This is a genomic window from Bradyrhizobium sp., from assembly GCF_050014615.1.
Classification (GTDB): Bacteria; Pseudomonadota; Alphaproteobacteria; order Rhizobiales; family Xanthobacteraceae; genus Bradyrhizobium.
Genome location: NZ_JBEKCZ010000230.1, coordinates 1 through 14,280 on the forward strand (window position 1 = coordinate 1; position 14,280 = coordinate 14,280).

General features: G+C 62.5%; 11 protein-coding genes and 2 pseudogenes. 9 read left to right on the forward strand and 4 right to left on the reverse strand.

The genetic code is table 11. The features are described 5' to 3' along the window. The 3 genes and pseudogenes from ABR948_RS25910 to ppc all read left to right on the forward strand — a co-directional run. Positions 1-225: pseudogene (locus ABR948_RS25910) on the forward strand (enoyl-CoA hydratase); the annotation flags it as partial. Positions 226-247: 22 nt separating this feature from the next. Then, the gene (locus ABR948_RS25915) at positions 248-1,801 is read left to right on the forward strand and encodes an acyl-CoA synthetase (RefSeq protein WP_428123395.1); all 1,554 of its coding nucleotides are present in this window, start codon (positions 248-250) and stop codon (positions 1,799-1,801) included. A gap of 123 nt (positions 1,802-1,924) precedes the next feature. Continuing rightward, complete coding sequence (gene ppc / locus ABR948_RS25920) at positions 1,925-4,720, forward strand: phosphoenolpyruvate carboxylase (RefSeq protein ID WP_428123397.1); 2,796 nt, start codon at positions 1,925-1,927, stop codon at positions 4,718-4,720. Between the two features lie 164 nt (positions 4,721-4,884). On the opposite strand, the gene ABR948_RS25925 is transcribed toward ppc, so the two are convergent. From ABR948_RS25925 to ABR948_RS25940, 4 genes and pseudogenes are all read right to left on the reverse strand, one after another. Then, entirely contained in the window at positions 4,885-5,988 is a 1,104-nt protein-coding gene (locus ABR948_RS25925; protein ID WP_428123399.1) for an SMP-30/gluconolactonase/LRE family protein, read from the reverse strand. A 243-nt stretch (positions 5,989-6,231) separates the two neighbouring features. After that, positions 6,232-7,152, reverse strand: coding sequence for an SDR family NAD(P)-dependent oxidoreductase (locus ABR948_RS25930; RefSeq protein WP_428123401.1), 921 nt, complete (start codon positions 7,150-7,152; stop codon positions 6,232-6,234). Positions 7,153-7,280: 128 nt separating this feature from the next. Beyond that, a pseudogene (locus tag ABR948_RS25935) lies at positions 7,281-8,404 on the reverse strand (thiolase C-terminal domain-containing protein). Between the two features lie 5 nt (positions 8,405-8,409). Further along, a complete protein-coding gene (locus ABR948_RS25940; RefSeq protein ID WP_428123404.1) occupies positions 8,410-8,820 on the reverse strand; it encodes a Zn-ribbon domain-containing OB-fold protein in 411 nt (136 codons plus the stop codon). Positions 8,821-9,028: 208 nt separating this feature from the next. Here ABR948_RS25940 and ABR948_RS25945 point away from each other — a divergent pair, with 208 nt between their 5' ends. From ABR948_RS25945 to ABR948_RS25970, 6 genes are all read left to right on the forward strand, one after another. Continuing rightward, positions 9,029-10,276: an amino acid ABC transporter substrate-binding protein gene (locus ABR948_RS25945; RefSeq protein ID WP_428123407.1), complete on the forward strand. Its 1,248-nt coding sequence runs from the start codon at positions 9,029-9,031 to the stop codon at positions 10,274-10,276. A gap of 43 nt (positions 10,277-10,319) precedes the next feature. Continuing rightward, positions 10,320-11,243, forward strand: a complete 924-nt coding sequence (locus ABR948_RS25950; protein ID WP_428123409.1) for a branched-chain amino acid ABC transporter permease — start codon at positions 10,320-10,322, stop codon at positions 11,241-11,243. After that, the gene (locus ABR948_RS25955; RefSeq protein WP_428123411.1) at positions 11,233-12,156 is read left to right on the forward strand and encodes a branched-chain amino acid ABC transporter permease; all 924 of its coding nucleotides are present in this window, start codon (positions 11,233-11,235) and stop codon (positions 12,154-12,156) included. The genes ABR948_RS25950 and ABR948_RS25955 overlap by 11 nt, the downstream gene beginning before the upstream one ends. Further along, the gene (locus ABR948_RS25960; RefSeq protein ID WP_428123414.1) at positions 12,146-12,877 is read left to right on the forward strand and encodes an ABC transporter ATP-binding protein; all 732 of its coding nucleotides are present in this window, start codon (positions 12,146-12,148) and stop codon (positions 12,875-12,877) included. The genes ABR948_RS25955 and ABR948_RS25960 overlap by 11 nt, the downstream gene beginning before the upstream one ends. Beyond that, the gene (locus ABR948_RS25965; protein ID WP_428123416.1) at positions 12,867-13,586 is read left to right on the forward strand and encodes an ABC transporter ATP-binding protein; all 720 of its coding nucleotides are present in this window, start codon (positions 12,867-12,869) and stop codon (positions 13,584-13,586) included. Before ABR948_RS25960 ends, ABR948_RS25965 begins: the two co-directional genes overlap by 11 nt. Further along, on the forward strand, positions 13,586-14,280 hold a 695-nt coding region (locus ABR948_RS25970), incomplete at its 3' end, for an acyclic terpene utilization AtuA family protein (protein ID WP_428123418.1). The genes ABR948_RS25965 and ABR948_RS25970, both read left to right, overlap by 1 nt.

The window sequence follows — 14,280 nt, forward strand, 5'->3', positions numbered from 1 at the left end:
GATGACCCGCGCGCCGCAGCCTTCGAGGTCGCGCGCGAGATCGCGGGCAAAAGTCCCGACGCGATCCGCGCCGCCAAGCGTCTGCTGAACAATCTAAGCGTCGATCCCGGTCCGGCGCTGTTAGCCGAATCCGTCGAGCAGATGAAATTGATGGGCGGAGCCAATCAGCTCGAGTCCGTGCGCGCCAATATCGACAAGCGCGCCCCGCGCTTCGCCGACGTTTGATGGCGGTGCACAGGTGCCAACAGTGTCAACACCGGATTCCGGTTCGCTCTTCCTCGGTATTTCCAGCGGTCAGCGAAAGCGCGATCACGCCGAAGTCGCCGATCGCGCCGCCCGCATCGCCGGCGGCCTGCAGACGCTTGGGGTCAGGCAAGGCGACTGCGTCTGCATTCTCATGCGCAACGACATCACCTTCCTGGAAGCAGCCTATGCCACGATGCGTCTCGGCGCCTACGCCGTGCCGGTCAATTGGCATTTCAAGCCGGAGGAGATCAATTACATCCTGAAGGATTCCGGAACGTCGGTTCTGGTCGGACACTCCGATCTGCTGCATCCGCTTGGTGACGCGATACCGGCTGATGTGACCGTCCTCAGCGTGCCGACGCCGCCGGAGATATCCGCGAATTACAAGACCGATCCCGGTCACCTCGTCACGCCTGCTTTCGCAACCGATCTTCAATCCTGGCTCGAACAGCAACGGCCCTATGATGGTCCGGCGCTGCCGCAGCCGGCGAACATGATCTATACTTCGGGCACCACCGGACACCCCAAGGGCGTCCGTCGCCAAGCGCCCACGCCGGAGCAAGGCGCCGCCTCGGAGCGGACGCGATCGCTGATCTATGGCCTGAAGCCGGGGGTGCGGGCGCTGCTGCCGGGACCGCTGTATCATGCTGCGCCGAATTCGTTTGGTCTGAGGGCTGGCCGGCTCGGTGGTGCGCTGGTGCTGATGCCGCGCTTCGATGCGGAAGAATTTCTGCGGCTGGTCGAGGCCGAAAGGATCGACACGGTTTTTATGGTGCCGACCATGTTCATCCGGCTCCTGAAACTGCCGGAACCGATTCGCAGGAAATATGATACTTCGTCGTTGCGCCACGTGATCCATGCCGCGGCGCCATGCCCTGCCGACGTCAAGGGTGCGATGATCCAGTGGTGGGGGCCGGTGATTTCGGAATATTATGGCAGCACCGAATCCGGTGCGCTCACCTTCGCGACCTCCGCTGATGCCCTGAACAAGCCGGGTACGGTCGGGAAAATCCTGGAGGGCGTCGAACTGCGCTTTCTCGATGATCATGGCAGTCCGCTGCGGCAGGGCGAGATCGGCGAGATTTATTCGTTTAACGCGGATAATCCGGATTTCACCTATCACAACAAGCCGGAAAAGCGGACCGAGATCGAGCGCGAGGGATTCATCACTTCCGGCGACGTCGGCTATATCGACGGCGATGGCTATGTGTTCATTCGCGACCGCAAGCGCGACATGGTGATTTCAGGCGGCGTCAACATCTATCCCGCCGAAATCGAAGCCGCGCTGCATGCGGTGCCCGGCGTGCGTGACTGCGCCGTATTCGGGATTCCCGACGATGAGTTCGGCGAGGCCGTGATGGCGGTGGTGGAACCGCAATCAGGCGTGACGCTGGACACCGCTTCCATCCGCGCCCAGCTCAAGACCACGCTCGCCGATTACAAGGTGCCGAAGCATCTGGAAATCCAGGCCGATCTGCCGCGCGAGGATTCCGGCAAGATTTTCAAGCGCCGGCTGCGCGATCCCTATTGGGCGAGGGCGGGGCGGAGCATCTAGGACGGGCCCGGCGCGTAGGCGCTGAACCTACCCGGGACAGCTGTCCGCCTTTTTCTTGGTCTTGCGCCAGGCCGCAAAAATTGCGACTCAAGGGAGCCGGGCAGTTTCTGGAGCATCTCAACCATGTCCCCCCAGATCATGCCTTCCGACACCGACCTGCGGTCCAATCGCGCCGACGAAGTCTTGGCGCTCGAAGAAGATGTCCGGCTGCGGAATGATATCCGGCTGCTTGGACGCATTCTCGGCGATACCGTGCGCGACCAGGAAGGCGCCGACGTGTTCGACCTGGTCGAACGCATCCGTCAGACCTCGATCCGGTTTCACCGGGATGACGACAAGCCGGCACGGCATGAGCTCGAGGCCATCCTCGATGGCATGTCGACCAGCGAAACCGTCCGCATCGTGCGCGCCTTCAGCTATTTTTCACATCTTGCCAACATCGCCGAGGATCAGAACAACATCCGGCAGATGCGGACGCGCTCTACCGGGGGATCGCCCGGTCCGGGATCGCTGGCGCTGACGCTGTCGCACGCCCGTACCGCCGGCTTCAGTGCGGCGGATTTGCGCAAATTCTTCGCGGGTGCGCAGGTCAGCCCGGTTCTGACTGCGCATCCGACCGAAGTCCGCCGCAAGAGCACGATCGACCGCGAGATGGAGATCGCAGCCCTGCTCGACCGGCGGGAGCGGGTCCAGCTGACGCCGGAAGAACTCGCGGCGAGCGACGAGCAGTTGCGGCGCGCGGTGGTGACGCTGTGGCAGACCAATCTGTTGCGCCGGACCAAGCTCACCGTGCTCGACGAGGTCGCCAACGGGCTTTCCTTCTACGACTACACTTTCCTGCACGAGGTGCCGCGGCTGCATTGCGCGCTGGAGGATCGCCTGAACGAGGGCGAGGGCAGCGGGCATGGCGAGCTGGCATCGTTCCTGCGAATGGGAAGCTGGATTGGCGGCGATCGCGACGGCAACCCGTTCGTCACGGCCGAGGTGATGCGGGGCACGTTGCGCCTGCAGAGCAGCCGGGTGCTTCGCTTCTATCTCGAGGAACTGCACGCGCTCGGCGCCGAATTGTCGCTGGCGGCGCATCTGGCCGATATTTCCGAGGAGTTGCGGGCGCTGGCCGGGCGCTCGCCCGATACCTCGCCGCATCGAAGCGGCGAGCCCTATCGTCTGGCGGTATCCGGCATCTATGCCCGGCTCACCGCGACCGCGCTGAAGCTCGACGTGGAAACCACCCGCCAGCCGGTCGGCGAAGCGACCCCCTATGCCAATGTGAAGGAATTCAAGGCCGACCTCGATATTCTCGATCGCTCGCTGATCGCCAACAATTCGGGGGTCATCGCGCGTGGCCGGCTGCGGCAACTGCGCCGGGCGGTGGATTGTTTCGGCTTTTATCTCGCCAGACTGGACATGCGGCAAAACTCCGCCGTTCACGAACGCACGGTCGCCGAGCTGATCGATGCGGCGATGCCGGGCATGTCCTATCTGGCATTGAACGAAGAGGCGCGGATCACGCTGCTCACGACCGAGCTGCGCAACGCGCGGCCGCTGACCTCGGCCTTCGTGAAATACAGCGACGAGACGGTGGGCGAACTCGCCGTTTTCCACGAGGCGGCGAACGCGCATGCCCGGTTCGGCGCCGATGTGATCCCCCAATGCATCATCTCCATGTGCAAGGGGGTGTCCGACATGCTGGAGGTCGCGCTGCTGCTGAAGGAGGCCGGCCTGCTCGATCCCCGCGGCCGCAGCGCGGTCAACATCGTGCCGCTGTTCGAGACCATCGAGGATTTGCAGGCCAGTTCTGCGATCATGGACCGGCTGTTGTCGATGCACGATTACCGCAAGCTGGTCGACAGTCGCCGCTCGGTTCAGGAGGTGATGCTGGGCTATTCCGACAGCAACAAGGATGGCGGCTTCGTCACCTCGGGCTGGGAGCTCTACAAGGCCGAGATCGGCCTGGTCGAAGTGTTCGAGCGCCACCACGTGCGGCTGCGGTTGTTTCACGGTCGCGGCGGCTCGGTCGGCCGCGGCGGCGGACCGAGCTATGACGCCATTATTGCGCAGCCGGGGGGCGCGGTGAACGGCCAGATCCGGATCACCGAGCAGGGCGAAATCATCTCCAGCAAATATTCCAACGCCGAAGTCGGCCGCAACAATCTGGAAATTCTGGCCGCCGCCACCCTCGAAGCCAGCCTGCTGCAGCCGCGGCGGAGCGCGCCGTCGGGGGATTATTTGAAGGCGATGGAGCAATTGTCGGCGCTCGCATTCAAGGCCTATCGGGGGCTGGTCTATGAAACCGAGGGCTTTGCCGATTATTTCTGGGCCTCGACCGTCATCACCGAAATTTCCACGCTCAACATCGGCAGCCGTCCGGCCTCGCGCAAGAAAACCCGCGAGATCGAAGACCTGCGCGCCATCCCCTGGGTGTTCAGCTGGGCGCAATGCCGGCTGATGCTGCCGGGCTGGTACGGTTTCGGCAGCGCGGTCGAGACCTGGGTATCGGAGCATCCCGACAAGGGCATGCCGTTCCTGCGGGAACTCTACCGCGAGTGGCCGTTTTTCCGCACTCTGCTGTCGAACATGGATATGGTGCTGGCCAAGAGCTCGATCGCGATCGCCTCGCGTTATGCCGAACTGGTGCCGGATACGACGCTACGCGAAACTATCTTCGGACGCATCCGGCGCGAATGGCACACCTCGATCGAGACGCTGTTGGACATCATGGGCCAGGAGCGGCTGCTGCAGGGCAATCCGCTTTTGGAGCGCTCGATCCGCAACCGCTTTCCCTATCTCGATCCGTTGAACCACGTGCAGGTCGAATTGCTGAAGGAGCATCGCGCGCAGAATCCGGATGAACAGGTTCTGCGCGGGATTCAGCTCACCATCAACGGCATTTCGGCGGGACTGAGGAATAGCGGGTAGTTGTCATTCCGGATCCATGCGAAGACGCATGTCCCGGAATGATGCGAGAGAGAAGCTTCTCCGTCATTGCGAGCGCAGCGAAGCAATCCATAGGGCGGTGTAAAGAAAGAATGGATTGCTTCGTCGCTTCGCTCCTCGCAATGACGGGAGCGAACTAATACCCCTCAACAATTATGCGCGCCCTGGGTCTCGACATAGACCGCGTACAGCGACTGGCTGGCCGTCATGAACAGGCGGTTTCGCTTCTTGCCGCCGAAGCAGACATTGGCGCAGGTCTCGGGTAGACGAATCTGACCGATACGTCCGCCGTCCGGCGCAAAGATCTGGACGCCGTCATAGCCGTCGCCGACCCAGCCCGCGCCGACCCAGATGTTGCCCTCGGTGTCGACCCGCATGCCATCCGGGAATCCCGACTTGCCGTCGAGGGTCATGTCGATCAGCGTGCGCGGGTTCGAGAGCTTGTCGCCGTTGAGATCGTATTGCCAGACGATGTTCTTGGCGTTGGGGTAGTGGGTGATGCCGGTGTCGCAGACATAGACTTTCTTGTAGTCGTGGCTGAAGGCGATGCCGTTCGGCTTGAACGGTTCGTCGGCGACCTTGCTGACTTGCCCGGTCTGGGCGTCGAGCCGGTACACCGCTTCCTTTTGATAGGGCTGTACCGAGCCGGTATTGGCCTTCTGCCCTTCGTAGATGCTGACCGCGCCATAGCCGGGATCGGTGAACCAGATCGACTTGTCGTTGGGGTGAACGACGACGTCGTTTGGCCCATTGAGCTGTTTGCCGTTGGCTTGCTCGGCCAGCGCCGTGATCGTTCCGTTATGTTCGTAACGGACCAGCCGGGTTCGTTCGCACGTGACCTGCCGCCCCTCGAAATCGAAGGTGTTGCCGTTGCCCTCGTTGGAGGGCTTGTGAAACTGTTCCGAAATGTGGCCGTCATCGTCGAGATAACGCAGCTGACGGTTATTGGGAATGTCGCTCCACACCAGATATTGACCCTGCGCGTTCCAGGCCGGGCCTTCGGCCCACAGGCAGCCGGTATACAGGCGCTTGATCGCGGTGTTGCCGACCTTGGCCTTGAAGCGCTTGGCGTCGATCACGACGATATCGGGGTCGGGATAGCGCTGCGGCTCGGCGTTGCGGCCGAAATCACGGGCCGATGCGTCGGTTGCGACCAGCGCCGTGGCGGCGATTGCTGCAGCGCCGCGCAACATATCGCGCCGGTCGACGACGGCTCCGGCTTTGTCATCTGAATGTATTGGATTTGTCATGGTTTCCTCCCGTTGTTTTTTTGTTGGGAGGAAAACCATGCGCCCACATTTCGGCATAAAGCGGGCGAAATTTGACAAAACAACCAGAGAGGGTGGGGGGCACCCATGTCGTCCCGGCGAAGGCCGGGACCTATACGCCGTGCCGTCGCATGGGGACGCTGAAGTTAGAAGTCTTGTGTAACAATTAACATAGGCGGCTATGGGTCCCGGCCTGCGCCGGGACGACTGGTGGAGATTGCTTGACTAAATCGCATCCCAGTTGAAAATGTCCGCCGAACGGTCGAGCTTGTAGAACGACGACTTCAGCGCCGGGATGCCGTGCTCGGCGAGGGTCTGCGGCGTCCAGCCTTCGGCGCGATGAATCGAGCGCAGCGGCCGTGACTGGCTCATCAGGAAGATCTCGTTCATGCGCACCGCAAAGATCTGCCCGGTCACGTCCTTGGCAGCGTCGCTGAGCAGGAACGCGCAGATCGGCGCGATCTTTTCCGGTCCCATCTGCTGAATTTTCGCCACCCGTGCCTTCTCGGCTTCGGTCTCGGTCGGGATCGTCCCGATCAGCCGGCTCCAGGCGAACGGCGAGACGCAGTTGGAGCGGACATGAAAGCGCTCCATGTCGAGCGCGATCGATTTCGACAGTCCGACGATGCCGAGCTTGGCCGCGGCATAATTGGCCTGGCCGAAATTGCCGACCAGGCCGGAGGTCGAGGTGAAATGCACGAATGCGCCGCTCTCCTGCTCGCGAAACAGCCGTGCGGCGGCATGCGAGACGTAGAACGAGCCCATCAGATGCACCTTGATGACGGACTCGAAGGCGTCGATGCTCATGCGATGGAAGATCGCGTCGCGCAGGATGCCGGCATTGTTGACCACGCCGTCGAGCTTGCCGTAGGTGTCGATCGCGGTCTTGACGATCTTGCTGGCTGGAATCGCCTCGGCAACGGTTTCGAAATTCGCCACCGCGGTTCCGCCGCGCTTTTTGATTTCCTCGACCACTTCTTCGGCCGGCGCGGCACTCGTTCCCGAGCCGTCGGCGGCGCCGCCGGGATCGTTGACCACGACCTTGGCGCCTTCAGCGGCGCACAACAGCGCGATCTCGCGGCCGATGCCGCGCCCGGCGCCGGTAACGATGACGACCTTGTCCTGGAGTGATTTGGTGCTGGTCATGATTGCCTCCTTGTCCTGTTTCGCAGTTAGAGCGAAAACTCGTCATGCGCGGGCTTGACCCGCGCATCCATCCCTCTTCATGAGAGGATGGATTGCCGGGTCAAGCCCGGCAATGACAGATGTGATCACTAGTTTTCGTTCGTAAAAATGATCGTCCCTGATGCCGCGAACATGCCGCCGACGCCATGGCAGACCGAAATTTTGGCGTCCTTGACCTGGGCCGGCGCGATGCCGCGCATCTGACGCACGCTCTCCTGCAGCGCGTACATGCCGTACATGCCGGAATGCATGTAGCTCAGCCCGCCGCCGTTGGTATTGAGCGGCAATCTGCCACCCGGTCGCGTGTGGCCGTCGGCGATGAACTTTCCGGTCTCTTCGTGGGGCATGAAGCCGAGGTCGCCGAGACCGTAGAGCGGCAGATGCGCGAACGCGTCGTAAATCATCAGGTGATCGACGTCCTTGTGGCCGATGCCGGCCTCCCTGAAGGCCAGGGGACCTGCGACCTTGAAGGCGCGCGAACTGTCGAACGTCTGCATCTGGCTGACCATCGGCGTCTCCACGCTCTCGCCAGTGCCCAGGATGTAGACCGGCTTCCTCGGAAAGTCCTTTGCGCGGTCGGCCGAAGTCAGGATCAGCGCGCCGCCGCCGTCGGTGACGAGACAGCATTGCAGGATGCGGAACGGATAGGCGATCATCCGTGAATTGAGGACGTCCTCGACCGTGATCGGAGTTTTCATGGTGGCGCGCGGATTCTTCGCGGCCCATTCACGCTGCACCACCGCGACCATGGCGATCTGTTCATGGGTGATGCCGTGGGTCTTCATGTAGCGCAGCACCGGGATCGGAAACATGCTGGCCGGGGTGGAGACGCCGTAGGGAAGCTCGAACTGGCCGTTGAGGCTGTCGGGGCCGATCATGCGCGGGGTGCGGCCGATGTTCGACTTGCCGCTCTCGGCATGGGTGATCAGCACGGTCTTGCACAGGCCGGCCTCGATCGCCGCGGCGGCATGACGCACATGGAGCATGAAGGAGTACCGTCGACCCAGGTCGGCGTGATGCCAAGATAATGCGCGATCTGCTGCGGCGTTTCGACCGCCGTTGCAAAACCGTCGATGTCGGACAGTTTCAGCCCGGCGTCGGCGATGGCGTTGAGGGCCGCATCGGCATGCAACTGGATCTGCGAGACATTGGGAATAACCCCGAGTTCGGTGGTTTCGGCCGCGCCGACGACGGCAACCTGGTTTTGGCGCATGACGCTCAGCCCTTCGCCGGACGAAACAGGGGAAGGGTGATGTTGTCGTCGAGTTTTTCGAACGCGACTTCCAGCTTCATGTCGAGTTCGAGCGCTTCGGGCGTCTGCGGACAATCGACGATGTTGCTCATCATGCGCGGACCCTCATCCAGTTCCACCACCGCGATGGCGTAAGGCGGCGTGAAGCCCGGAACCGGGCGGTGATGGATCACGTAGCTGTAGAGCGTTGCCTTGCCGCTGGCCTTGAACACGCTGACCTTGCGCGAGGCGCAGGCGGGGCAGAACGGTCGCGGCGGGAAATAGACATTGGCGCAGGCGTCGCAGCGCTGCAGCCGCAATTCGCCGGCCTGCGTGCCGTCCCAGAAATGCTGGGTTTCCGGTGTCGGTTTCGGGCGCGCACGCGCGGGTTCGGCCATGATCCCAGATTCCTCCCTGGGCGGGTCTGGTTCGGCCCGCCTGTTGACGATCTTGATGCGACATTGGACTGTCCCGCGTCAACGGTCCAGTCAGCCCAGCGCATGCGGCGTATTCCGGCACACGCACAATGGATTAGCCCGGAGCGCTTGTATCCCGGCGACCCCCCGCGCTATTGTCCGTCGGAACGAAGGATACCGGGAGGATTTCATGTTGAGGATGACGGGCGCGCTGGTGCTTGCGGGTATGACATTTGCCGCGCCGGCCTTTGCCATGGATGCGCCGGCAGAAATCAAGATCGGCACGCTCTATGCGTCATCCGGCCGCTACGCCTCGATTTCGATGCCGGTTTTCAGCGCGCTCAAGCTCTGGGCCGACCAGAAGAACGCCGACGGCGGCGCCTATGTGAAGGCGTTCGACAAGAAAATCCCGATCAAGCTGATCGCCTATGACGATCAGAGCAACACCGCGACCGCGTCGACGCTCTATAACCAGCTCGTTACGCAGGATAAGGTCGATCTCCTGGTCGCGGATTCCGGTTCGGTGCTGACCGCGCCCGCGGTGGCGATCGCGCGCGACCGCAAGGTGTTCCTGTTCGACCAGACCGGAACCGGCGCCAGCTTCTTTTCCAAGGACAATCCCTACATCGCGCTGATGGCGGACCCGGTCTCGACGGTCTGGCCCAAGCCTGTCGCGGACTTCGTTTCACATGATGGACCGGGTCTCGGAATCAAGAAGATCGCCATTCTCTACTCGACCAACGAGTTCACCGGCACCCAGGCCAACGCCTTCCGCAAGTTCGTCAAGGATTCCGGCGCGCCGATCGAGATCGTCTACGATCAGGGCATTCCGACCGAGACCACCAACTACACCGTCATCATCAACAACATCAACAATACCCAGCCGGACGCGGTGATCCATTTCGGATACGCGCCGAACGATATTGCATTCCTGCGCAACGTCGCGGATGTCGGCGTCAAGTTCAACATGCTGTTCTGCATCTATGCCGGCCTCGAGACCGAGCTCTTGGAAAAGAATGTCGGCGAGAAGGGCCTTGAGCACGTCTTCACCTATGTGCCGCCCTCGGAGCTGGAATATCCGGTCAATTTCGGCATGAACATGAAGGATTACAAAGCCGCCTGGGACAAGAAATATCCCGACGGCAAGATCGAGTTCGGCTTCAACGCCGTCGCCGGATATACCACTGGGCTCGTGATCGAGAAGACGCTTTCGGTTGCGGCCAGCCTCGATCAGCTCGAGCTGCGCCGCGCCGTGTTCAGCCTGTCCGGAGAGCTCAAGACACTCGACGGGACGTTCGCACTCGACGAAACCGGCGGCCAGATCGGCGAGTTGACGCCGCTCGGGCAACTCGTACTCGACGATCACGGCCACATCCGGTTTGTCTCGCTCTACCCGCACGAAACCGCCAACGGCAAACCGGTCTATCCGCGTCCATGAATAAAGCGCAGCGTGGAAACCGGATGCCGGGAGTGACGCGCCGATGATCTATGCGCTCGTCGCCGGCGTTCTGTTCGGTCTTTATTTCAGTCTGGTCGGTATCGGTCTCAATCTCGTGTTCGGCGTCATGCGCATCGTCAACCTCGCGCATGGCGACTTTCTCATGCTCGGCGCGTTCGTGGCGTTCGGCGTCGTGACGCTGGCCGGGATCGACCCCTTGTTCGCGGTGCCGCTGGCGTTCGTGATTTTCCTGGCCGTCGGCATGCTGCTCTATTGGGTGCTGGTGCCGCGCCTGCAGGGGTCGGTGAACCCTGAAATGCTGTCGATCATCCTGTTCTTCGGCCTGTCGCAGGTGATCGAGGCGGTGACGACGATTTTCTTCGGGACCAGCGAGCGCTCGATCCAGAGCCGCGCGCTCGGAACTGTATTCTCGACCATCAAGGTCAAGCTGTTCGGCGGCAAGCCGGACAGCGGCGGACCGATCCAGATCTTCGGCCAGGGATTTCCGGCATCCTGGGTGATCGCGGCCATCACCAGCCTGATCGCGATCGCGCTGGTCTACGTCTATCTGTACCGGACCAGGCTCGGCACCCTGACCCGCGCGGTGATGTCGCGGCGCGACGAGGCCTTTGCGACCGGCATCGATGTCGATCGCGTCTCTGCTGCGGCCTTCGGCGTCGGACTGGGGCTTGCGGCGGTCGCAGGCATCTTCGCGCCCTTCATGTTCGGATCGGTAACGCCGGCCTTCGGCGCCGATGCAACGGTCACGTCGTTTGCGATCGTGGTGCTGGGATCGCTCGGCAATCCCTTGGGCACAGCGCTGGGCGGCGTGGTCTACGGCGTCTGCTACATGCTGGTGCAGACCTATCTCAGTTCCTGGGCCGACCTTTTGCCCTATGTGCTCTTGATTTTCATCCTGCTGCTGCGGCCAAGCGGTCTGCTCGGAAGGCGGGTGCGTGTTGCCTAGCGCCTTCAAACACACCCTGTTCATCATCGTGCCCCTGCTTGCCGTCTTCGCGGTGCTGCCGGGCGTCTACCAGAATCATCTGCTGCTGTTCAATTTCGTGATCTTTCTCATCCTGGCCCAGGGCGTGAATATCATCTACGGCTTCACGGGTTATCTGCCGTTCGGCTATGTCGGCTTCTTCGGCGCCGGGGCCTACGGCTTTGCGATCCTGGTGATGCACTATCAGGCGCCGGCGGCGCTCGCGGTGCTGGTTGCCGGGCTGGTCGGGGTCGCGCTGGGGCTGTTGCTGACGCCGCTATTGCGTCTCTCCGGCGCCTATTTCGCCATCGCCAATCTCGCGGCTTCGCTGGCGGTGCTTCACTTCGTCGCCAATCCGGCGCTCGAGAGCATTACGCGCGGTCCTTATGGTGTTTCGCTCACCGGCACGTTCGATCCGACGCAGGCCTATGCGGCCGCCCTCGTCGTGCTGGCGTTGACGCTGGGCATTGTCGTGTTCCTGAAAAACTCCCGCTTTGGCCTCGCCTTGCAGGCGGTGCGGGAAGACGCGGTCTCGGCGTCGATGGCCGGTGTCGACGTGGTGCGGATGCGCGTGATCGCGTGGCTGGCGTCGGCATTGGTGGCCGGTCTCGCCGGTGGCGTTTACGCCTGGTATGTGTCGGTGTTCTATCCCGACAATGTGTTCAGCGGCGATTTCTCGATCTTTGCGATCGTGTTCGCGCTGTTCGGCGGTGTCGCCACCATCAGCGGCCCGATCGTGGGCGTCATTATTCTCTACGGCATCTACAATCTGATCGGATTCACCACGCCGCAATATTTCCAGCTGATCTACGGACTGTTGATCATGGGGCTGGTGCTGTTTCTCCCCGCGGGCCTGGTTTCGCTCGCAACCCGCAGGGGCTGGCATGTCCCCTGACAGCGCGCCCATCCTCAACGTCTCGAAACTGATCAAACGCTTCGGAGGCTTCCATGCGCTCGACGGATTGAGCTTCCATGTCGCATCCGGCGAAATCCTGGGATTGGTCGGTCCCAACGGTTCCGGCAAGACCACGGCGATCAATGTGATCTCCGGTCTCTACGCCCCTGACGGCGGCGGGGTGGTGCTGGATGGCGCCGCGATCGGCGGGGTCACGTCGCACAAACTGGTTCACCGCGGCATCAACCGCACGTTTCAGGTTCCAAAGCCCTTTCTGTCGCTGACGGTGCGCCAGAATATCGAGGTTGCGCTGGCCTATGGGCGGGCCGCGGTGGCCCCGCCCGATATGGCCGCGCTGCTTGACGAGTATCGGCTGACCGAGGTTGCCGACCGGCCGGCGGCCGATCTGAACAATGCGCAGCAAAAGATGCTCGATCTGGTGCGCGCGCTCGCCACCGGTCCGCGGCTATTGCTGCTCGATGAACTCGCTGCCGGGCTCAATCCGGCGGAACTCGACTGGATCGCCGGACAGATCAAGGCGCTGGCGCAGGCCGGGATGGCGATCATCGTGGTCGAGCATCTGATGGGTTTCATCGAGCAGATCACCGATCGCGTCATTGTCATGAACGCCGGCAAGGAGATTTTTGAGGGCAAGCTCGCGGTCGCGGTGCAGGTGCCGCAGGTCATCGAAGTGTTTCTGGGAGGCGAGCATGCCGCCTGAAGGCGCTCCGCTGCTGCAAGCCGCTGGCATCGATGCCGGCTACGGCACCATGCAGGTGCTGTGGGGCGTCGATCTCGATGTCCGCGCCGGCGAGACGGTGCTGCTGCTCGGCGCCAATGGTGCGGGCAAAACCACCTTTCTCAAATCGCTGGTCGGCCTGATCGAGGCGCGCCGGGGCAGCATCAAGCTCGGCGACCGGGACCTGACGCGGATGCGCTCCAGCGACCGGATGAAGCTCGGCATGACCTACATGTCGGAACTCGCGGTGTTTCCCGATTTGTCGATCGAGGAAAACATCCGGGTCGGCGCCCAGGCGCTGGGGCATGCCGATCCCGGCGCCCGGGTCGAGGAACTTTATGGCCTGTTTCCGGCATTGCGCGAAAAACGCCGGGCGCCGGCATCCAGCCTGTCCGGCGGCCAGCGCAAGATGCTGGGCATCGCCAAGGCCCTTGCCGCCGAGCCCAGGCTGTTGGTGATGGACGAACCGTCGGCCGGGCTGTCGCCGCTGTTCGTCAAGGAAGTCATTCGCATCCTGAGCGATTTGCGCGGCAAGGGGTTGGCGTTGTTGATTGCCGAGCAGAATATCGGTTTCCTTGAAGTGGCGACGCGGGTATTTGTGCTGGAAGGGGGTCGTATCCGCTTTTCCGGCACGGTTGCGGAAATGACCGACAACGAGGCGCTGCGGCGCGCTTATTTCGGACTGAAGTGATGCGCACGATCAGGATAGGATCCGGCGCGGGCTATTCGGGCGATCGCATCGAGCCCGCGGTCGAACTCGCCGAAAAGGGCGGCATCCAGTATCTGGTATTCGAGTGCCTCGGCGAGCGTACCGTCGCGCTGGCGCAGCAGGCGCGCATGAAAAACCCCGATGCCGGTTTCGATCCGCTGCTGGAAGAGCGGATGCGCGCGGTGCTGCCGCTCTGCGCCGCCAAAGGCATCAAGATCGTGACCAATATGGGCGCCGCCAATCCGGTCGCGGCCGCCCGCAAGACCGCCGAGATCGCAAAATCGCTCGGACTGTCGTCGCTCAAGATCGCCGCCATCGTCGGCGACGACGTGCTCGACGCCTGCAAGGATGGCGATCTCCGGATCATGGAGTTCGACGGTTCGATCAAGCAGCTCGGCAACCGGCTGTTGTCGGCCAATGCCTATCTCGGCGCCGAGCCGATGGCGCAGGCGCTGAACGGCGGCGCCGATATTGTGATCACCGGCCGGGCCTCCGATCCCGCGCTGTTTCTGGCGCCGATGATTCACGCCTTCGGCTGGGCGATGGATGACTGGAATCTGCTGGGGCAGGGCACGGTCGCCGGGCATTTGCTGGAATGCGCGGGGCAGATCACCGGCGGTTACTTCGCCGATCCCGGCTACAAGGATGTTCCCGATCTGGCGCGGCTCGGTTTTCC